Origin of the sequence: Methanolapillus africanus (assembly GCF_032714475.1) — an archaeon.
Taxonomy (GTDB): Archaea; Halobacteriota; Methanosarcinia; order Methanosarcinales; family Methanosarcinaceae; genus Methanolapillus; species Methanolapillus africanus.
Genome location: NZ_JAWDKD010000018.1, coordinates 214,348 through 233,130 on the forward strand (window position 1 = coordinate 214,348; position 18,783 = coordinate 233,130).

Annotated in this window: 13 protein-coding genes; 3 read left to right on the forward strand and 10 right to left on the reverse strand. The window is 45.6% G+C overall.

Translation table 11 applies throughout. The annotated features are described in order from the left end of the window. Positions 1-213: 213 nt before the first annotated feature. The 3 genes from MsAg5_RS05535 to MsAg5_RS05545 form a co-directional block, all read right to left on the reverse strand. Positions 214-2,415: a GLUG motif-containing protein gene (locus MsAg5_RS05535; protein WP_338099629.1), complete on the reverse strand. Its 2,202-nt coding sequence runs from the start codon at positions 2,413-2,415 to the stop codon at positions 214-216. Positions 2,416-2,876: 461 nt separating this feature from the next. Continuing rightward, positions 2,877-3,479, reverse strand: a complete 603-nt coding sequence (locus MsAg5_RS05540; protein ID WP_338099630.1) for an HdeD family acid-resistance protein — start codon at positions 3,477-3,479, stop codon at positions 2,877-2,879. Between the two features lie 338 nt (positions 3,480-3,817). Next, complete coding sequence (locus MsAg5_RS05545; protein ID WP_338099631.1) at positions 3,818-6,142, reverse strand: monovalent cation:proton antiporter family protein; 2,325 nt, start codon at positions 6,140-6,142, stop codon at positions 3,818-3,820. A 314-nt stretch (positions 6,143-6,456) separates the two neighbouring features. Between MsAg5_RS05545 and MsAg5_RS05550 the strand changes: the two genes are divergently transcribed. Next, the gene (locus MsAg5_RS05550; protein WP_338099632.1) at positions 6,457-6,852 is read left to right on the forward strand and encodes a hypothetical protein; all 396 of its coding nucleotides are present in this window, start codon (positions 6,457-6,459) and stop codon (positions 6,850-6,852) included. 443 nt (positions 6,853-7,295) lie between these two features. Here the strand turns inward: MsAg5_RS05550 and ileS are convergent, their stop codons facing one another. Next, positions 7,296-10,490, reverse strand: coding sequence for an isoleucine--tRNA ligase (ileS, locus tag MsAg5_RS05555; RefSeq protein WP_338099633.1), 3,195 nt, complete (start codon positions 10,488-10,490; stop codon positions 7,296-7,298). A 431-nt stretch (positions 10,491-10,921) separates the two neighbouring features. On the opposite strand from ileS, the gene MsAg5_RS05560 reads away from it, so the two are divergent. Continuing rightward, complete coding sequence (locus MsAg5_RS05560) at positions 10,922-11,212, forward strand: hypothetical protein (protein ID WP_338099634.1); 291 nt, start codon at positions 10,922-10,924, stop codon at positions 11,210-11,212. A gap of 56 nt (positions 11,213-11,268) precedes the next feature. Here MsAg5_RS05560 and MsAg5_RS05565 read toward each other — a convergent pair whose 3' ends face one another. The 6 genes from MsAg5_RS05565 to eno all read right to left on the reverse strand — a co-directional run bounded on the left by MsAg5_RS05565 (position 11,269) and on the right by eno (position 18,270). Further along, entirely contained in the window at positions 11,269-11,544 is a 276-nt protein-coding gene (locus MsAg5_RS05565; RefSeq protein WP_338099635.1) for a hypothetical protein, read from the reverse strand. Positions 11,545-11,589: 45 nt separating this feature from the next. Further along, entirely contained in the window at positions 11,590-12,717 is a 1,128-nt protein-coding gene (locus tag MsAg5_RS05570; RefSeq protein ID WP_338099770.1) for an AAA family ATPase, read from the reverse strand. 234 nt (positions 12,718-12,951) lie between these two features. Then, positions 12,952-13,725 carry an MTAP family purine nucleoside phosphorylase gene (locus MsAg5_RS05575; RefSeq protein WP_338099636.1) on the reverse strand — a complete coding sequence of 258 codons (774 nt, stop codon included), beginning with the start codon at positions 13,723-13,725 and terminating at the stop codon, positions 12,952-12,954. A 167-nt stretch (positions 13,726-13,892) separates the two neighbouring features. Further along, on the reverse strand, positions 13,893-15,869 hold the full coding sequence (locus tag MsAg5_RS05580; RefSeq protein WP_338099637.1) for a hypothetical protein: 1,977 nt from the start codon (positions 15,867-15,869) through the stop codon (positions 13,893-13,895). Between the two features lie 603 nt (positions 15,870-16,472). Continuing rightward, the gene (locus MsAg5_RS05585; RefSeq protein WP_338099638.1) at positions 16,473-16,742 is read right to left on the reverse strand and encodes a DUF1294 domain-containing protein; all 270 of its coding nucleotides are present in this window, start codon (positions 16,740-16,742) and stop codon (positions 16,473-16,475) included. Positions 16,743-16,995: 253 nt separating this feature from the next. Continuing rightward, complete coding sequence (eno, locus tag MsAg5_RS05590) at positions 16,996-18,270, reverse strand: phosphopyruvate hydratase (protein WP_338099639.1); 1,275 nt, start codon at positions 18,268-18,270, stop codon at positions 16,996-16,998. A 321-nt stretch (positions 18,271-18,591) separates the two neighbouring features. Between eno and MsAg5_RS05595 the strand changes: the two genes are divergently transcribed. Beyond that, a complete protein-coding gene (locus tag MsAg5_RS05595; RefSeq protein ID WP_338099640.1) occupies positions 18,592-18,762 on the forward strand; it encodes a hypothetical protein in 171 nt (56 codons plus the stop codon). Positions 18,763-18,783 lie beyond the last annotated feature (21 nt).

Genomic DNA, 18,783 nt, shown 5'->3' on the forward strand with positions numbered 1-18,783 from the left:
GCACTGTAACAGATAAATTTAAAAAATACAGATGCAACCACACCAACTGCATCTTATTGCAAGTGGTATCCGCAAAATACAGACGCCAAAGGCGTCTGATTTTGCGGGTTGGTTTGCTTGAATCGGAAAGATATTCCCGGCATTGATTTTAATTTATTTAATACTTTGATTTAATTTTTTAATTTATTTTATTTGATTAATCCGGTGCCGGAATCAGTCTTGCCATTTAAAGACAGGGAACGTGTCCATCTTCCAGATTTTGTCAAAATCCCATTCGCTGTAAGCTTCATAGGTTTTCAGGAAGGCGGATGTTTCGCCTTTGCCGTTCACCCGGTCCGGTCCGATGAAACCGATCGCAAACTCCGGATTATTTTCAGTACCGATCAACATGTTGTTGTACGCCGCGTTGCCGGACAGCGTCAAATCGTCGATCATCGCCTTGGGATTGGCTTTAAAGGTTCGAGCGCCGTCTGTTTTCCAGGTGTATTTGTCGCCGAGATTGAGCATTGTGGGAACGCCGCTGTCAAAACCGCCGGCTGTTCCGACAATTCTGGCGGATCCGCCGGAACCGGTGACTTCAGGGTTAGCGGCGACGCTGTTTTGAATCACAGACGTTTCATTGGCCATGCCCGCAATACCGCCGGCAAAACCGCCGTAAACGAAAGATTCCGGAATCACCAAGATGTTCTTTTCATTTTCAGCGTCGCTGACCGTTTGTTTGCCGGTATTGCCGAGCGTATCGGAAACGTCCAGCGTGTCGTAAAGAATGATTTCTTCGCCGCCTTCAGGAACAACGCCGTAGCCGCCGATTGCTTTGACGGTTCCGTTCGCATAACTGTTTTGAACGGTGCCGTAAGAAACGGTTCCGGCAATGCCGCCGGCATAAACCCGATAGGTTGCAGCGGAGTCGTTGCCGTTGTTGCCGTTGTTGCCGTTGCTTTTAACGGTCACATCGCCGGTGGCGTAACAATCCGAAACGGATGCTTTGCTGCCGACAGAACCGGAAACGGCGCCAACCAAGCCGCCGGCGGATGAACCATGTTTATTGTTAAACGACAGATCGTCGGTGCCGCCGACGATATCGACGTTTCCGGACGCCGAACTGCCGGAAATGTTGCCGGTGCTTTTGCCGACCAAACCGCCGCCGACAACAAGATTTTTGGCGTCTGCCGCCACTTGAACGTCTGCGGAACTGTTGGTCAGGCGGCCGTTTAAAATGCCGACAAGACCGCCGACGTTCACTTCCGGAAGCGTTTGAACATAAACGCCGGAAGACGCTTTGATGGTAACGTTTTGAGAGGAATTGGAAACGACGGTGACGGTTCCGTTGGCGGAACAATTGTCAATCACTGTGTTTTTGCCGTTCGCGACGCCGGCGAGCTGTCCGGCATAAACGCTTGTTCCCTTAAAGCCGTTCGGCACGACAAAGTTGTCGGCGGCGGCGATATTGACCGTCCCGTTGTCCAAGCTGAAATTTGAAATTGTCGCGTTGTTCACGGACGCGAAAAATCCGTTCACGCCGCGGTATTGATTGGATGTGCCTGTGGTGATCGTATAATTTGAAAAAGTGTGACCGCTGCCGTCAAAACTGCCGCTGAACGATTCGACGGAATAATTGCTCAAATAGACGTCGAATGAATTACTAGGGAATTGTCCGAGTTCGGACGTGCCGATCGGCGTCCATTCGCCGCCTTCATAATCGATATCGTCCACCATTACATAGTTTGTGCCGGCCGTTTTGTTGTCCGGAATTTTTTGGCGGATTTTTTCAAAATCACCGGCGTTAGCGATCAGATACGGGAATTTGCCGCCGTTTGCAGAGCCGACGGTCACTTGAAATGTTTTTTCTTCAATGAAATCTCCGTCTTCGGCCGTCACTTTAATGGTTGCCGTCCCGGTTTCTTTGCCGGCCGTATTTTTCGGCTGCAAGGCAAAGGTGCCGTTTTTCACATAAATTTCATTAATGCCGAGAATGCCGGACCCGCCCGTTGAAAATCCAACGTATTCGGCGCCGGAAACGATTTCGGCTCTCACGACGTCGGCGGAAGAGTTATTCGCAAGAACTTGGATGTTTTTGGTTTGAGTCAATGTAAAAGGGGAAACAATAACGGCCGTATTCGGACGCAAGCTGTCCGTGAAATAGCCGTCTTGATAAGAAACGTCAACGGAAAGCGCCACGTTGGGCAAATCCTTTAAAAGCGGATCGCGAACGGTCACCGTTTCGGTGCCGGCCTCTTGGCTGACCGCAATGATTTCGGACGAATTCGGAACCGTTTTGGATTCAAAACCGACCGTATCATTGAGTTTTCCGCCGGCCGCCGCGGCAAAAATCAACAATGCCGCAATAATCACAAGAATTGCAACAGCTGCGACGCCGTATATAATATATTTGTTTTTAGAATCTGTCTCTGACATATGTTCTCATTTGTTTTTGAATGTATATAAATTTGGATTGTTAAACAAATTATTCTGTAAATTGATTATTATATAACTAATATAATAACATACCTCATATATAAATCTTTACAATACGGCACAGTTGCACATTTTAAAAAAATATGAGAATAAATATAAAATTAAATTCTTTGTTTTTAGAAAAATAAAATCACCGAAAAGACGGAAAATAAAAAAAAAGAAAGGGAACAAAAAAGAGAAAAAATAAAAAAATTCTATGAGAAAAACAACTAAAAGTTCTATAAAAAACAACTAAAAAAAATATCCAAAATGAAAAATGCGGATGTTAATTAAAAAAGCAAGTTAAAACGAAAATCAATAAAAAAAGCCGCCGGTTTTTCAACCGGCGGCCGCTCATTTCTGAACTTTTTGATTTAATTTGACTTTATTTAATTTTATTTGATTGCGTTCATCCGAAAAGATTAGGCGCCTTCGACGACGGTTGTCTTTTTGATGATCTTCTTGGCCTTGTAGAGCTTGTAGGACACGTAGGCGTCCGTAATGCCGGCAAAGAGGAAGGAGAATCCGACCCAGTAAACGAAGGTCAAGACAGCCAACTCGAAGTTAAAGATGATGATGATACCGAGCAAAATGACCAAGATACCGCCGAGGCAGACCCAGATCCAGCCGCTTTGTTTGGTGTCCTTCATGTCAATGGCCGTTCCGATCATGCTGATACCTTCAATCAAAATCCAGATGGCGAGGATGTACGGCAAAATGATTTCGGTGATGTGGGGGTTAAAGATTAAGATCAAACCGATGAGAAGCGTCAACAGACCGAGGACGCAGCCCCAAACCCAGCTTCCGAAAATATTGCGGGTGGTAAACGCGAATGCGATTTCAAGAACACCGATAACGACCAAAAGAACGCTGATCACGATATCGATGGTTAAGAATGAAATGGTGTAAGATTCGAACGGGTAGAATAAAAAGACGAAACCCGCAACGATAAAGAGCAAAGCTTCTAAAAGCACGATCCACCAGTGTCTGACGGTGGTGGTGACTTCTTCAACAACTGTTTCCATGTATTCACCTTTTTAACGAGTATAACAATTTTATTTTTTACGAAAACGAACGAAACAGAAACGATGGAGTCGGTTTCTGTTTTTAGATAATTTTAATATCTTTGCAATTATAAATTGCAGAATATATAATGAGAAGCTTCTATATATATATTTTTATTGTCAACATTTATTTTTTAAAAATGGAAGATGAAAATTAAAGATAATCGAACAGCATCGTCAAAAAATAAGTCCGTGTCTTTGAAAAATTCGAACGAAACGTGTCGCTGTAACGCGCGCGCCGGCGGCGCAAAAAGAAAAACAAAAAATAAAAAAAACGAAAGAAAAGAGAAAAATAAAATTTATGATCTTTCTGCCGGCTGTTCTTCAGACTGTCCCTCCGGCTTTTCTTCCGGTTTTCCCGTTTCATCCGCTTCCTGACATTCCGGCATGGTACACGTCTTTGACAACGTTCGGATGTTGGCGCGCTCGCCGACAACCCAAACGACGTCGCCTTCGTGGAATTCAAAAGACGCCTTCGGATTCATGAAAGACTCGTCGTCGCGGTCGACGCCGACCACCAAACAATTGGCGACGTCGCGGATAACGCACTCGCTGATTGTTTTGCCGACCAGATAGGAATTTTCGTCCACGACAAACTGTTCAAGAACCACTTCATCCTCTTTCTTTTGGACTTCGGCATGGCCCTCGATTTCATTTTTAAAGAGTTCCATCTGCTCGTCCGTTCCGAGAACAACAATCTGGTCCGCCGGATACAACCGGTCGGTGCCGCGCGGAATGTTATGATGCTCGCCGGCACGGGTAATTGACACAACGCTGACGCCGTATTTTTCCCGGAAATTGAGTTCGCCCAATGTTTTTCCGGCAACGGTGGAGTCGGCCGTAATGTCAAACGTCCCCAAGTGAACGTTTTGAGCCATCAAGCTCTGAGCGACGTTTTTGTCCTCTTTTTTCAGCTTGCTGAGGCTTTTCTCGTTTAGATTCGTCATGAATTGCTTTTCCAGCTGCGCGTATTGGGTCCGCAGCGTTTTGGAAAACAGCGCCACAAGGATGACCAAAATGGTCAAGATGACAACGATACCGATTTGCGTTGTAAATTCGCTGAAAACCACGTAAGCAATGAAGAAAGCCGTCAGCGCAACCCGGATCAATACGATAAAAACCAAAGGTCCACGGTTGAATTTTCGGTCGTTCCAAAGCGCTGTAAAAGCCGGCGTTCTCAGTTTGCTCAGCAAAAGCGCGCTTAAAAACGGCGCCATTAAGAGAAGCGTGACGGCAACGGCAATCAAAGATCCCAAAGCGCCCGGGATTTCCGCTTTGAGGAACGGTAAAATATAACGGACGGACGCCATCGATATGAAAACCAACATGACGGAGTAAATCAAAATCACCATCACGTTCGACTTGAGCACTTTGCGCCAGTCGCTCTGCCGGTTAACGGTTTGGCTTCCGGAACCGAAGTTGTCCAAGAACGTCATGACGCGTTCCGGCAATATCTTTTTGACCAAATTGTACGTCGGCTCGGAAATTTTGATGGTGTACGGCGTCGTAAACGTTGTAATCACCGAAACGGCGACCACGATCGGATACAAGAAGTCGCTCGTAACGCCCAAACTCATACCGAGCGCCGCAATAATGAAAGCGAATTCGCCGATCTGCGCCAGCGAAAATCCGGATTGCATGGATACTTTCAGATTCTGTCCCGAAATCAACACACCCAAACTGGAAAAGATCATCTTTCCGAAGTAGGTGGCCAGCGTCACAATAATGATCGGAACCGCATACGTCACCAGCATGGCCGGGTCGACCATCATGCCGACCGACACGAAGAAAATCGCGCCGAACAGGTCTTTGACCGGCTTCGTCAGGTGTTCGATCTTTTCCCCGTCAATGGTTTCCGCGAGAATGGATCCCATAATGAAAGCGCCAAGCGCCGATGAGAATCCGGTTTTGTTGGCAAGAACAACCATGCCGAGACAAAGACCGATGGAAACGATCAAAAGCGTTTCATCGTTCATGAATTTACGCATGTATTTAAACATCGTCGGGAGCAGGAAAATGCCGAGAACGAACCACAGCGCGAGGAAAAAGACAAGGCGGCCGAAACTTTCAATCATTTCGACGCCGACCGACGTTTGGCTGATGGCCAGCGTCGGCAGCAAAACCAACATGAGAATGGCGACCAAGTCTTCGACAACCAAGACTCCAAAAACGATGCTGGTAAACTTCTGCGCCCGGAGATTCAAGTCTTCAAACGCTTTAATAATAATCGTCGTCGACGACATGGCGAGCATGCCACCCAAAAAGATGCTGTCGATGTGCGACCAGCCCAAGAAATACCCGACGAGATAACCGATGACCAGCATGGAAATGACTTCCGTGATGGCCGTAATCGACGCCGAGCCGCCCACTTTCATGAGCTTTTTAAAACTGAATTCAAGACCCAGCCCGAACAACAAAAAGATGACACCGATATCCGCCCAAAGCGTCACGTTTTCCATATCGGAAACGGATGGGAAAAAGCCGAAATACTGGCTGATGAAAAGTCCGGCCACGACATAACCCAAAACAAGAGGCTGCTTCAGCCATTTAAAAATCAGCGTAACGGCGCCGGCCGCAATCAAAATTAAGGCCAAATCAGAAATAAGAGGGGCGAGTCCGGACATTATATTTACATTTTACGAATTTATAATTTAAATAATTGTTGATTTGAAGCGGATTTTTAGTTGTCTAAAAAAAGAATTATCCGGATAATTTAGAGAGCAATAGGCAGGATTAAATAGGAATTTATTTAACAAGAAATAAATAAAAGTAATACAGTTTAATTGTTATTATTGTAGTGGTGGCAAAAATGAAAAAATTAATGAACCAAAAATTCATGACGACCAGTTTTGTTCTGTTACTGATGCTGATCGGTTTAATTCTGCCGGTTTGCGGCGCAGATAACGGGCAAGATGAAGCAGAGCCGAATCTTTTGCGAATGACCGGAAAAATACCAACAGAAGAAGAAGCAAAAATATATTGGCCGATTCTTGTAAACGTGACCGATGACATTTCAGAAAATAAGTTGTTAGACCCATATCTGAAATATATGCAAAACGGATACGGACCAGCCACAAATGGATATTTTCTCATTGGTGCTTGTATGGATTGCGAAATCCCGGAAGAAGATTTGGATGAAATGGTTCGAATTGTAACGGAAGTTGGCGAAAGAAACGGATTGGAAAATATTCCGATCCGAATCATCAGAGAAACACCCATGCAAAATGATTCCATGCCTGAATCTCAAAAAAATGAAATTCCCGGATTTACGATATCTGTTGGAATATTCTCATTGATGTTGGTTGGAATAATTTATAATAAAACCAAAAAATAAAAACATAATAAACATCTTTCACATCAAGTAAACCACCCCGTTTAAACAGACGCGTATCGCGTCTGTTTAAACGGATACCGTAGCAAATAAGATTAGATGGTAGTTGGTTTCACCTATATTTTTGATCTGTTTTCAGTTTGCAGCACAGATTGCACCTACAGATTACTAATTTTAGATTTCAGTTCGCACCTACTGTTTCCAACAATACACCAATTTCTTGTTACCGTTTTGCACCTTCTGTTCACAGTTTCAAATTATATCTGTTCGCAATATCCGTAAAATACAGATGCTTCGCATCTGATTTTACGGGTCGGTTTATACAACATCTTCAAAAAACCGCCCTTGTCTTTCAAAAACGCAAAACGAAAAATGTGTGCCGTAACGCGCGCGCATGCTGCCCGCCAAAAAAAGAAAAATAGAAAATAAAAAAGGAAAAAAGAATATCAGAGTTTCATTTTTGAAATTCCGATATTCATCAAAACGCCTTCGACGTCCCAATCTTTCACCAATGTTCCGAAAGCCGGGTTTTCGCTGAGCGCCAAATTCTTGGCGCGGACTTCCGAAGCGATTTCGCCGGACATGTTTTTCACCAAGGACAAAACGCGTCCGTCTTTGATTTGGATGTCGGCGTCGATCAGTTCGTCAACGGCCAAATCCATCTCTTTTCTCATATCCTGAATGCGGCGGATGACTTCACGGCCGTATCCTTCGGCTTCGAGTTCGGGCGTCAGTCTTGCGTCCACATACACCATGCCGGCATTGGATTCGGCGCCGGCGATGCCTTTGGGAATCAATTCTTCAAAGACGCACATGTCCGCCGTCACCATGACGACGGTTCCGTTTTCAAGCGTGAGTTCCATTTCTTCCACACAAGCAAACGCGTCCTTGAGGGATTTGGCGCCGGCTTCGTTGAGGGCGTCAGCCACCTTTTTGGCGTCCTGCTTGAATTTGGGTCCGAGAACGCTTTGGTTCGGCGTCATTTGAACGTCAAGTTCTTTCCATTCTTCGCCGATGCCGATCACAATAACGTCTTTGGCGTTGGTTTGATCCAAAAAGACAGACCGGAGGCGGTTGAGCGCCGTCTTGACGTCGTCGTTTTTGGGCGCCACAACGATCTTTGAAATCGGCCAGCGCAGCTTGCGGCCGGCTTTTTGGCGGGCGTTTGAAGACGCTTCGACGACGTTGCGCACGATTTCCATGTGCTTTTCAAGAACCGGGTCGGCAAACTCGGCCTTGACTTTCGGCCAGTCCATCATGTGAACGGAAAGCGGTGCTTCCGGCGTTGTATTCCGGACAAGGTTTTGGTAAAGCGCTTCGGCCATGTACGGCATAAACGGCGCGATGATTTTCGCGAGCGTCACATACGTTTCATAAAGAACGCTGTAAACGGCCAGCTTGTCCATGTTTTTTTCGCTGCTGCCTTCCTCGGTCCAGGTCCGCGGGCGGATGAGCTGGATGTACCAGCGGGAAAGGTCTTCCAAAATGAAATCGAGCGCGCTGCGAACGGCTTTATGAAGCATTTTTTCGTCCATCGCGGCCGTCATTTCGGAAACAGTCGTCTGAAGACGGGACAAAATCCATTTGTCTTCCTCGCGCATGTGTTCTTTCATTTGGTCCGCCGGATAGTCCGCCGGGTTGAAGTTGTCCAAAATCATATAGGGCAGCGGGAATTTGTACACGTTCCACAAAATGTTGAGCGTGCGGCTCACGGTTGCGATTTCTTCCCAGTTGAATTTCAAGTCGTCCCAGGGGGCGCTGGACGATAAAACGTAAGCGCGAAGCGTGTCGGCGCCGAACTTTTCAATCACTTCGTCGGGCGTGACGACGTTTCCGAGACTCTTGGACATCTTTTTGTTGTTGCTGTCCAGCGTAAACCCGTGCATCAGAACGCTTTTGTACGGCGTTTTGCCGAACGCCACCATCGAAGCGCCCAGCTGCGAATAGAACCAGCCGCGGGTTTGGTCGTGACCTTCGGCGATAAAGTCGGCGGGCCACAGCGCGTCGAATTTATCGGTGTTGGCCGGGAACCCGAGCGTCGCAAAAGACGCCATGGCGGAGTCGAACCAAACGTCAAAGACATCTTTGGTGCGGACCATTTGGCTGCCGCAACTGCACGGGATTTTCACATTGTCCACATACGGGCGGTGGAGTTCAATGTCACCGGAAAGACCGGCCTTTTCAATCAATTCTTGTTTAGTTCCGACAACGGTCCGCTTTTTACAGTCCGGACAAGTCCAAATCGGAATCGGAATACCCCAGTAGCGCTGACGGGAAACGCACCAGTCGCGGGCGCCTTCGATCCAGTCCTTAAAGCGGGCGGAGCCGGCCCAGTCCGGATACCAGTCCACGTCGTTGGCGACGGCGTCCAGCATCTGCTGTTTGATTTTGACGATGTCGATGAACCATTGTTCGGTCGCGAGGAAAATGATCGGCGTTTTACAGCGCCAGCAATGACCGTACCGGTGGTTGATTTTGCCGGACTGGAGCAGCAAGTTTTTGGATTTTAAATCTTCAATCACGACGTCGTTGGCGGCGCGGATGTTCATACCGGCGTATTTTCCGGCTTCTTTTGTGTAAGCGCCGCTCGGTCCGACCGGACAGAAAACAGGGAGGCCGTATTTGGCGCCGACGTTAAAGTCGTCGAGACCGTGTCCCGGCGCGATGTGAACGCAGCCGGTGTTGTCGGCCGTCACGTAGTCCGCCAAATAAACGGCGTGGTCCATGTCTTTTTGAATCGGAATCTCGCCGGCGAGCGGGCTTTCATATTCGAGTCCGGCAACTTCCGTTCCCGATTTTTTCTCGATGATTTCAAAAGATTTGTATTTGCCTTTCTTCAAAACGGCGGGAACGGCATCGGCGGCAAAGATGAGGGTTTCTTTTTCATCATTGGGACCGACGGCTGAAACGACCGCGTATTCAAAGTCCGGGTGAACGGCGACGGCGACGTTGGACGGAATGGTCCACGGCGTTGTGGTCCAGATGACCAAGAAAGTGTTTTCCTTGCCTTTGATCGGGAATTTGACGAAAATCGACGGGTCGTCGCGGTCAGCGTACTCGACTTCGGAGTCGGCGATTGCGGTTTCGCAGCGCGGACACCAGTTGACGACGCGTTTGCCGACTTCAAGCAAGTCTTTCTCATGCGCTTTTTGCGTGACCCACCAGGCCGATTCGATGTATTCGTCTTTGAGCGTCATGTACGGGTCGTCCCAGTCCATCCAAACGCCGAGACGTTTGAATTGTTCCGTCATCGAACCTTTCTTTTCGATGGCGAACGCCTTACATTCCTGAATAAAGTTGCTGACGCCGAATTCTTCGATGTCTTTTTTCGATTTGAAGCCGAGTTTCTCTTCCACTTTGACTTCAATCGGAAGCCCGTGCATGTCCCAGCCCGGCCGGTCGGTGACGTCGCGCCCGTTCATGGATTCGTACCGCAGCACCGAGTCTTTGATGACTTTGTTCCAGGCGGTTCCCAAGTGGATGTGGCCGGTCGTGTACGGCGGACCGTCGACGAAGAAGAATTTTTTCCCGAGGCGGCGGTGCGCGCGCGTTTTTAAATAAGCGTCGCTTTCCCGCCAGAATTGATTGATCTCTTGCTCAATCTTTTCCGTATCGTATTTATCCGAAATTTCTTGTAACATAGAAAATCTCCGTTTGTGAATGATAATGAATAAAATGAATGGTAAACAAACTGATTTTATAATAACTTGTGGTTTTTACAAACGGGTTCATCTATAAAATAGATTTCTTTCAGACTTTTGGAATTGTTGGATTTTGTTTTTTGCGGCGGCGGCCGGCGCGCGCGTTGTGGCGGCACTTTTTCGTTTTGCGTTTTCAATAACTTGCGGATTTTCTTTTTTGTTTTGTTTTTTCACTTTGAATCTGTTTTTTCATAATTCCAAGAAAACCACCCCGTTTAAGCAGACGCCTTTGGCGTCTGCTTAAGCGGATATCGCCGGATGATAAGGTGCAATTAGCGGCAATAAGTGCAAAACGGAGGGAAATATCATGTGTATTGTTGGAACCTGTTGCTGAAAATCGGAACAAGAAACATGTGTATTGTTAACAGGAGATGCAAAACAAGAACAAAAAAACCTGTATTGTTGGAAAACAGAAGATGCAAAACGGAACAAGAAAAACCTGTATTGTTGGAAACAGAAGATGCAAAACGGAACAAGAAAAACCTGTATTGTTGGAAACAGAAGATGTAAAACAGAACAAGAAAAACCTGTATTGTTGGAAAACAGAAGATGCAAAACAGAACAAGAAAAACCTGTATTGTTGGACAGAAGATGCAAAACAGAACAAGAAAACAACTGTATTTAAGCGACCGAAGGGAGCCGTTCGCGCAGCGAACTTATAGATAATAGACTCCCACCGCCCCTGAAAAATTCCTAGCGAAGCGACGGAATTTTTTGATCAGTAAATCAAAGTCCAATCCAGCTTGTTATCGTTTTCATCGTAAAGGTAGACTTCCATGCTGCCTTTGTCTTTTTCTTCACCAAGCGCCTTCGCGCCGATGTAAAGGACGTCGTCGATTTCAACGTCGAAGTCCGACGGCACTTTACCGAAATAGACGCGGCCTTTCGAAAAAGGATCTTCGATGGTGACGCCTTTGTACATCATCGTTTTAATCACGTTGACCACAACGCAGTCGAAGCGGTCGGTTTCTAAAATTTCAACAACTTGATCCATAAATAATCCTCTTCATCTTCAATAATATCTGTTGTAACGCCGTTATCAAGCATAAAGGTTTTGACAATCCGACGACGTATCGGACTTTTTCAGTTCGGTGAGCGCGTCGTCAAAGTATGAAGCCGCCACCATCTTTTCGTCATCGATAATCGCGCGGTGCAACGCGGTCTTCAAGATCTTGTCCGTCAAATCTCGGCCGGAAAGACCTTTGGCGGATTCGGCGAATTTTCGAATGTTGAAGTTCGGGTCGACCGGAAGCGGAAACGTCGCCAAGTTGGACGACAAAATCTGCTCGATTTCACCGGCGTCCGGCAAAACGAATCCGATTTCTTCTTCGAAACGGCTTCTGACGGCGGAATCCAAAGTCTGGGCGCGGTTGGTGGAGCCGATCGTACAAACGCCGCGGCGCTCTGAGAGGCCGTCCATTTCCGTAATGAGCGCATTCACAATCTCGACGACGTCGCCGCGCAGCTCTTGGTATTTGCGGTCGAGCGCAATCGCGTCGATTTCATCGATAAAGATGATACAGGGCGCCATTTCTTCGGCGCGGTCATATAAATCATGAATCTGGCGGGCGCCTTCGCCCACGAACTCGCCGATCAATTGGGTCGCTTTAATCGGAATAATCGGCACATCCGCTTTTGACGCCAGCGCTTTGGCCAACATCGTTTTGCCGGTCCCGGACGGACCGTGGAACAAAACGTTTCGGGGCGCCCATTTGCCGAACGACTCCGGATCTTCCAGATAGCGCTCAATCAGCCGGCATTTCTTTTTGGCGGCGGACTGGCCGATCACATCATCAAACGAGACGAACGTTTTCGGGCGTTCTTCAGGTTCGGCGGACTCTTTGGACGGCGCGATGAAAACGCGGGTGTCCGGACCGATCGCCAAACCTTCGGGGTCGGCCGAAATCACGCGGTAGGCAAATCCTTTGAACAGGTCGCGGTCGAAAAGGAACATGCCTTTGCGCACCTCAAAACCTTCCCACTGCTCGCGGACGTAAGCCTCGAAAAGTTCCATATCCTCAATGAACGGATCGTCGTCAATGAGACCGATGAGCGGATAACCGGCCGGTTTTAACACGACTTCACGCGTAAACTCGGTTCCCGGACCTTCACATCCGGAACCGTCATCAACCTTCATTTTTGAATTTGATTTTTGAACGGAACGCATGTCAATCACTCATCCTTCGTTTTGAATTTATCAAAATATTGAATTTATCAAAATATAATTTATAATTAAAATTTACAATTAAATTCGTTTTATAGTTATAGTTAATCATAGTCCTCATCATGGATTTAAATCCTTCTCAATAAAATTCTTGAATCCGACACTTAAAATTTGAGAAGTTCACATCAAAAAATCAAACGGAAATGACGTGAATCGGATAGAATTCGCTTCTCGGATTTAAATCTCACTGTTTTGAACGGAATCTTTGCAGAAACAATCCGTTTCCGTTTGATTTTTCAGGTTTTTGGCCAAACCGAGAACGATGTCAAAAACCTGACCCTGACAATCCGACACCGCATCCTGCACTTCGTCAATCGTCAGCACATTGGAACTTAATCCGGCCGCCGGATTTGTAATCAAGCAAAGGGACGCGTAACAAAGTCCGGCCTCTTTGGCCAAAACAACTTCCGGAACGCCGGTCATTCCGACAACATCCGAAAACTGCGCATACATCCGAATTTCCGCCTTGGTTTCAAACCGGGGACCTTCCGTGCAAACGTAAACACCTTCCGAAAACGAAATGCCTTGTTCAGCCAAAACATGGGTCAACGCCTTGCGAATATTTTGGCAATACGGATCGGACATGTCGGTGTGAACGGCTTTTTTGTCAAAAAACGTCGTCTCCCGGAATTTTGTCATATCAATAAAATCGTTCGGCACAAAAAAGCTGCCGGCTGCGAGTTCAGGTTTCATGGATCCGACGGAATTGATGGAAAGAACCGGCGCCCCGATTTTTTGGGCGGCGGAAACGAGCGCTTTATAGTTGATTTGATGCGGCGGAACGTGTCGTTTTCCCTGATGACGCGGAATTAAAGCGACGTCCATCGATTCAAAATTTAAAACGTAAGCATTCACGGACCCATATTTCGTTTGAATCGGCATGGCGTCTGAAGACGACATGTTATAACCGACCCCACAAATCAGCGTTAAAGCAACTCTTTTGAAACTCATGACAATCACATCAATTTGTAAGACGAGAATAATAAAAGTAAAAACGATATGGAAATAATAAAAGATTGTGATAACAAAAGCAAATGAAAAATAAATGTGACAGATGAACCCATTCGGAAATAAAAAAAGAAAGGATATGATTCATTTTAAAAAAAAATTAAAGTTTTTTAAATTGATTTTCTCAAATAATTCCACATCGCGATTCCTGAAATTAAGACGACCAGAACGGAGAACGTGGAGAAATATCCTTGAATTTTGTAAACGATCGTATCAACCGTGCTGGGTTTGGAGGGTTCCGGCTGGATGATTTGAGACGGAACGGTGGTGGGTTCCGAATCAATGATTGTCGCTTGACCGACAGCGGTTCCGGAAGAGTTTGATGCCGGCGGAACGGGCTGCGAAACCAAAACGGCGGCAAACGGCGAGAAGCCGGATGTTTGGGCGGTGACGATGAAGTAATTGGGATCGGACGAATCAATTTGAATCGGCAACTTTTCGAGCTGACCGGACTGATTTTTGTGATAAATAACAATTTCATTGGCGTTGATGTCTTCACCATTAACCTTTTTGGGAATCTTAAAGACGAGATCGACAGTCAATCTGTTTTCTTTTAACACTTCATTGATATCGTTTTTAAATTTAATATCAAAGCAGGAAATCAAAACCGGATCAGAATCGCCATCAGAATTGCCATTCGTCGTGCCGACAATGGTGTTTCCGAAGAAATCATCGCTGTCAACGTTGAAATTAATGGTCATTGAATTATTATCAAGAACTTCCTCCAATTGGCTGGGGAAAGACAAGTTTGAGATCGACTGTGTTTTTCCATCCGGCACATCCATTTTCGGGAGTTTGACGATATATTTTCCGCTATCCGGGTCAATGGTTTTCGAAATCGGAATATTAAAGACGCCGGGCTCTGTGAATTTAAAGATAAACGGAACGGTGTAAGTGTCGTAACCGGTTCCCGGATTAAAAGTTAATTTGTAAATTTGTTCACTTAAAGCGGAATCCAAGTACGGACCGGCTTCACTCAAATTCAGATGGAGTGTCAGCATGCGTCTGTGTTCATGAAGAACAGCTGTTAAAGCATCGGATTCATACACGATCTGTGTTTCGTTGGTAACCGTTGTCGCAATCATTTGATCGTTAATATTAACTGTACCAAAAATACCACAATGTGTGTAATTGAATTCAGGGATGTTTCCCTCCATTTCTTTGTCGTGGTTGATTGCACACAAGAAAACGGTGTTCAAATTGAATTCACCCACATCTTCCAAATGACCGGTGTCGACTGTAAAGGTGGGGTTGTAACTTTTCAGGGTTTCATCTGCCGGTATCGAATTGTAGGAAAATGTTTCCGGCTGCTTATACCAGTAATAAGATTGAAGCTGGTGCAGTCCTGAGACCGTCCCGTACAAATAAATCGCATTGATCGGACCGTCTTCCGACAGAATTGTGGAATAATTGGCATCAAAATAATTAAAATCGTGATGCATGAATATTTCGCCGGCGGATATGGTTTCATAGGGGATGAAAGTCATTTCGTTACCGTCTTCCGTCATGACGGCTTTAAACCGGAAAGTTTTGGACATTTCGACCGGATCAACCGGAAGATCGTTGGTATTGTCCACAGCGAGTGTAGAAACGTCTTCGGAATGAACGGTAATGGGTTTGCCGTAATAGTAAATTGTTATATTGACAATACTTCCCAAAGTGACCAGACCCGATTCGTCAACGGTGTCCGGCATGTACTCAAACTGGTTGGCGTAAAACGTCGTCGTGTTGTTGTTGAGGGTCAGGATTTCACCGGCGGAGGACGCGGAAGTTGTGCCGGGTGACTCAATTATGAGATTGACACGGCTCATTGGATAATTTGTCAAAATGGAGATTTGATCAAAGCCGGAGGTGTAAATTGTTTCCATTAAATTTGCCGGCAAATCGTATCCGTCGGCCGGCCCGGAGTTGCCGGTCACATTGAATTCAACAAAAGCAGGATCAATAGGATCATCGATCGAGGGAGACGGATCAAAGACAGAAGCAACTGCCGGCGCTGCCCCTGAGAGGAACAAGCTGATTAAAAGAATGAAAATGAAAAGAGGTTTCATTTTCGGGAGGAATTTCCGGAAAGTTGCGGCGGACATATTATTCTCAGATTTTCGAAAATCGGTATATTGTTTTTGATTTGTGCTGCTGATTCATGAGAATCAGAGTTTTTAGTTCGTAATAATTACCAATAGATAATAGATATAGGTAATTTACTATTTTATGATGGATACATTTATTCACATAAATATAGAATTATATAATTCGTATAATTTGTTTATAGTATATAATCCTTTTTGTATAATGACATCAAGCGAAAACGCAGATGAAAGGAATCAGGCATCAAATCTGCATATATAAATGAGCGCTTCAATTCATCACAAATTAAAGCTTTTAACATTCGAGAGTGACTGATAATCCGATACGAGACCGATGATTGGCCGGAAAGATCACATCACAGAAATTATCCCGGTATGATATCGTTTTTGATTGACCTGCAATCTATTCGTTTTTTTACTGACCCGTATGTTTTTTCGTTTTTAATAAATAATTGAAGTTTCTTGTTATTATTGAACTATATCCGTATTCCATCTCTATTTTTTAAATAGTATTATTTAAACCTTTGGGTTGGAAATGCGAATAAAAATAATAGAAGAAACATAAAATCGAATAAAAATTAAAAAATTAAGAAAAATAAAATATTAAATAAAGATTAAAACGGCCAAAGCGATCAAGTGAATGACCATGAAGAGCGGAACCATCCATGTGAATGGTTTCTTTTGTGTTTTGTGCCGGAAAACCTGCATGCCGGCATAAGCGCCGAAGGGGCCGAGGAAAGCTAAAAACAAAAGGGTGGCTTCCGGTGTGCGCCATTTGGCATTTTGGGCTTTTCTTTTATCGAGACCGTACGCGGCAAACGCGACAACGTTCAAAAGAACGTAAATGAGTAGAAGGATGTACAAATAGTCCATGCATCTAAAAATCAATGATTTTATAAATAGATTTTGACAAAAACATTATACAGTAACACCATTATAAAAATAATAAAATATATACAAATTAAAATAATTGAAGAATGAGAAGAAAAATAGAAAGAAGACGAAAAAAGAAGAAGAAGGAGAAATCGGAAAAATAAAAGATAAAAATAAAAGATAAAAATAAAAGATAAAAAAATAAAAAGAATTGAGAGAAATATTCTCTCAAGTTAATTTTTAATTGTTCAAATTAAAGCCGGGTGTATTCCGCAGCGTTGCCCAGTTCTTCTTCAATCCGGAGAAGCTGGTTGTATTTGGCCGTCCGTTCACCGCGGGCCGGCGCGCCTGTTTTGATCATATCGGCGCCGAGCGCGACCGACAAATCGGAAATGGTTGTGTCTTCCGTTTCGGCAGACCGGTGGCTCACGAAGAGGGAGAAGCCGTTTCTTGTTGCAAGCGTGGCGGCGTCAATCGATTCAGAGATGGTTCCGATTTGGTTGACTTTGAGCAAAAGACCGTTTGCGGCGCCGCAAGCGATTCCTTTGGCGATGCGGTCCGGATTGGTGACAAACAAGTCGTCGCCGACGATAATGGTTTCCCAAAGTTCGCCGGTCAAGGTTTCGAAGTCTTCGAAGGATTCCTCGTGGAACGGATCCTCGATGGACAAAATCGGATAGCTGTTCACCAATTCGACGTAATAGGCCGTGAGTTCTTCGGGCGTCATGAGTTCGCCGTCGATTTTGTAATTTTCGCCGTCAAAGAATTCGGAAGCTGCGGCATCGAGACCGATTTTAATGTCGTCGTCGGTGTAGCCGGCGCGTTCGATCGCAATCATGAGCGCGTCCAAGGCTTCGACGGTTTTGTCCATTTTCGGCGCGTAGCCGCCTTCGTAGCCGACGTTCGTGGAGGATTCGCCGTAGGATTCTTTGAGATATTTGCCGAGCGCATGGTAGGTTTCGGCGCCCATTTGAATCGCTTCTTTAAAAGTTTCGGCGCCGACCGGCTGGATCATAAATTCCTGAATCGCCAAATCGTTACCGGCGTGTTTGCCGCCGTTGAGAACGTTCAGCGTCGGAACCGGGAGACTGAAGGCGTTGGAACCGCCCAAATACCTGTAAAGCGGAACGTTGAGGCTGTCAGCTGCGGCTCTGGCGACCGCCATTGAAACACCAAGGATTGCGTTGGCGCCGAGGTTCGCTTTGTTGTCGGTGCCGTCCATGGCCAGCATCATCATATCGATTTCGCGTTGCTTGCGAACGTCCGTCCCGATCAGATTTTGGGAAATCTTGCCGACGTTTTCAACGGCCTTTTGAACGCCTTTGCCGTTAAAGCGGGTGGCATCGCCGTCCCGAAGCTCAAGCGCTTCATGGGAACCGGTGGATGCGCCCGACGGCACGCCGGCCCGGCCGAAACCGCGGTCGGTGAAGACGTCGACTTCGACGGTCGGGTTGCCGCGGGAATCCAAGATTTCGCGGGCGGTAATTTTTCGAATCGTAAATCGTTCATTATTGCCTAAAATTTTCATAAATTCACCTGAAATTCTCTTGAAATAGTTCTGAATAAATAACATCCATGTTATTAAAGCATTTGACTAAACTTATTGGATTGACAGTAAATAAATTTTTGTTTGATTTTTTTGGCGGCGGCACACGCGCGCGTTATGGCGTCCATTTTTATTTCGATTTTTTAAAAACCGGAGTCGGTTTTGTTTTTGATTCGATGAGTTTTCCGTTCATTTTCATCATATTATCTCAAAACCGTCCGCTCATTTTTATCCATTTGAGCAAACCACCCCGTTTAAACAGACGCAAAGCGTCTGTTTAAACGGATATCACAGAATGAGAAGGTGCAATCGGAAACAAGAGATGCAAAACTGAGCAAAGTAACAACTGTATTGTTGGAAACGGTCGGTGCAAAACGGTACCAAGAAAAGACTGTATTGTTGGAAACAATAGGTGCAAAACGGTACCAAGAAAAACCTGTATTGTTGGAAACAGAAGGTGCAAACCAACCCTAAAAAACAGAAAACTGCAAATGC

Bases quoted from the DNA above. Each gene is read 5' to 3' on its own strand.
- ileS (WP_338099633.1), bottom strand. From the start codon at position 10,490: ATGTTACAAGAAATTTCGGATAAATACGATACGGAAAAGATTGAGCAA.
- MsAg5_RS05580 (WP_338099637.1), bottom strand. From the start codon at position 15,869: ATGTCCGCCGCAACTTTCCGGAAATTCCTCCCGAAAATGAAACCTCTT.
- MsAg5_RS05540 (WP_338099630.1), bottom strand. From the start codon at position 3,479: ATGGAAACAGTTGTTGAAGAAGTCACCACCACCGTCAGACACTGGTGG.
- MsAg5_RS05570 (WP_338099770.1), bottom strand. From the start codon at position 12,717: ATGCGTTCCGTTCAAAAATCAAATTCAAAAATGAAGGTTGATGACGGT.
- MsAg5_RS05550 (WP_338099632.1), top strand. From the start codon at position 6,457: ATGACCGGAAAAATACCAACAGAAGAAGAAGCAAAAATATATTGGCCG.
- eno (WP_338099639.1), bottom strand. From the start codon at position 18,270: ATGAAAATTTTAGGCAATAATGAACGATTTACGATTCGAAAAATTACC.
- MsAg5_RS05545 (WP_338099631.1), bottom strand. From the start codon at position 6,142: ATGTCCGGACTCGCCCCTCTTATTTCTGATTTGGCCTTAATTTTGATT.
- MsAg5_RS05535 (WP_338099629.1), bottom strand. From the start codon at position 2,415: ATGTCAGAGACAGATTCTAAAAACAAATATATTATATACGGCGTCGCA.
- MsAg5_RS05575 (WP_338099636.1), bottom strand. From the start codon at position 13,725: ATGAGTTTCAAAAGAGTTGCTTTAACGCTGATTTGTGGGGTCGGTTAT.
- MsAg5_RS05565 (WP_338099635.1), bottom strand. From the start codon at position 11,544: ATGGATCAAGTTGTTGAAATTTTAGAAACCGACCGCTTCGACTGCGTT.
- MsAg5_RS05585 (WP_338099638.1), bottom strand. From the start codon at position 16,742: ATGGACTATTTGTACATCCTTCTACTCATTTACGTTCTTTTGAACGTT.
- MsAg5_RS05560 (WP_338099634.1), top strand. From the start codon at position 10,922: ATGCAAAACAAGAACAAAAAAACCTGTATTGTTGGAAAACAGAAGATG.